A 2,165-nucleotide genomic window follows, 5' to 3' on the forward strand; every position below is an offset into this window, starting at 1 on the left:
CTTGAGCTGCTTGACCAGGTACCGCATCTGCGCGCCCGCGCTCTTGGGCGCAGGGCGGGTGAATGCCTTCTGCACCGCGGCTTCCAGACCGTCCCCGAACATGCTCATCGTCGCCCTCTCCTACTCTCCGTTGTCGACGTCGGTGACGGTGCCGTCCTTGATGTACCGGGCGAGGTTGAGCTCCGGGGCGTTGAACCGCTCGCGGACCTCTTCGCCCCACAGCACTTCCTGGGTGCCCTCCCACTTCACCAGGCCCGGGTTGATGCCGAGTTTGAAGCCGCCGGGCAGCGGCTTGCCGTCCCGGTAGGGCAGGAAGTCCAGCGGGCTGGCGCCGTCGACGGCGTACACGACGCAGTCGGAGAGGACCGCCACCGGGTACTGCCCGGTGAACGCCGCGTGCTTGACGATCTTCCGGTGCAGGTTGATCCGGGTGCGGGAGATGACCGCCGCGCGGATGTCCGGCCGCCACGTCGGGCGGGACAGCGCCCGCCACGGCTCGCCGGACCGCCAGCCCTCCCCGCGCGGCCGCTCGCGCAGCTTGCCCAGGCCGCCCTTGACCGTCGCCTTGACCGCGTCCACGACGATCGCCAGCTCCGGGTCACGCTGCCGCCAGGAAGTCCGCCGGCGCCATGTCCGCGTGCACGCCGAGGTCGGCCATCGTGGCGAGGAAGGCGTCGCGCAGCCGGTGGTACCAGCCGTCCAGGTAACGGCCGTTCTCGTGCCGGACGTACGCCTCGATCGGCGCGACGTCGTAGCCGAGCTCCACCGCGTACGCCACGGTGGGTGTCGCGTACCAGGCCGGGCCCTCGGGGCGCTCGCCCTTCGGCGTGAACGGGCTGGGCAGCAGGCTGCCGTCCAGGTCCGCCCACTTGTCTTTGGCGACCTTCATCCGGGAGAGGTCCACATGGGACAGGTCGACCAGCCATGCGCCGGGCAGCTTCGCATCGAACACCGGCGCCTTGACCTGCGTCGGCGTACCGAGACCGACGACCAGGCCGTTGGCGCCGGCGGCGAAGGCCATGTTCACGTCGATGCCGACCAGGTGCCGCCTGGTGCATTCGGCGTCGGTGAGCGGGCGCGCCCAGTCGTACGCCTCCTCGAACAGCTTCTCCGCCGGGGTCCGCGTGTGGAAGCGCGGCAGGTCCGCCAGCAGCGGGTGCCCGTCCGGGGCCTCGCACGGCGCGCAGTCCACCGGGTCCACGCCCAGCGACCCGGGGGTCTTCTCGTCGGCCTGCCGGAAGCCGCCGGTGGCCTCATCCCGCACGGCGTGGGTCGGCGGGTGCAGCGCGGTCATCAGCTCCAGGCCGGTCACGGCCGTGGAGCCGCGCGGCGTCATCACCCGGGATGCGTACACGCCCAGGACCCGGGCGAGGTCCGCCGGCGCCAGCTGTGCGGCGTGGCCCCAGTGGCGGGAGTCGAGCGCGTGCCAGGACGGGATGCACAGCTGCACGCACTGGCGGTCCGAGCCCTTGGCCGGGCGGTAGATCCGCGCCCACGGCCCGAAGCCCCTCTTGGTCAGCTGCCAGTCGGCGCGCGCCAGCTGCTTGATGACCTTGTGGCCCTCCGGGATCCGCCCGGCCAGCCGCTCCTCCTCGCTCAGGGCGACGGGCAGGCCGTAGCGCTCCAGCGCGGCCTCGGTGAGCACGAGCAGCGGGTCGGCCGGCTTGCCCGGGCCGGACAGCTTCGGCTGCCCGAGCTTCGCCTCCTTCAGCGTCCAGTCCACCAGGGACGGCAGGCTCTTGGCGGGCACGTCCAGGACCAGGCCGCCGGTGCAGTACGCCAGCACCTGACCGTCTTCGACGTCGACGACGGCGAGCGGCCCGTTCTCGAACCTCGGGTCGGTGTCGCCCGCCGGGGTGCCTGCGGGGGCCGCCTTCCGCACGGCCGGGCGGCGCGACGTCGACGACGGCCTCACGGTGCGCGCCGGACGCGACGCGGCAGCCGCAGCAGCCGAGTTGGCGGCGGGACGGGGCTGGGGGGTCTCGGAATCAGTTGTGTCCGCAGCCCCGGAGACCGGGGCTGCGGACAGAGTCCGCGCTTCCGGAGCCGGGGCGGGCGCGCTCGCGAACGTCTCGGGTGTCGATCTGCGGCGTAGTTACGACATGCCACGTGCCTTCCTGCGGACCAGGACGGCCAACTCTCGCGAGAGCGGCCGTACGGCCAAC

At 72.7% G+C, this 2,165-nt stretch carries 2 pseudogenes; both read right to left on the minus strand.

The annotated features are described in order from the left end of the window. Positions 1–108 (minus strand): annotated as a pseudogene (locus tag ACYVO6_RS45855) (telomere-protecting terminal protein Tpg); the annotation flags it as partial. A gap of 12 nt (positions 109–120) precedes the next feature. Then, positions 121–2,077 (minus strand): annotated as a pseudogene (gene tap, locus ACYVO6_RS45860) (telomere-associated protein Tap); the annotation flags it as partial. Positions 2,078–2,165: the final 88 nt, after the last annotated feature.

It is taken from the genome of Streptomyces pseudoechinosporeus, assembly GCF_054783935.1.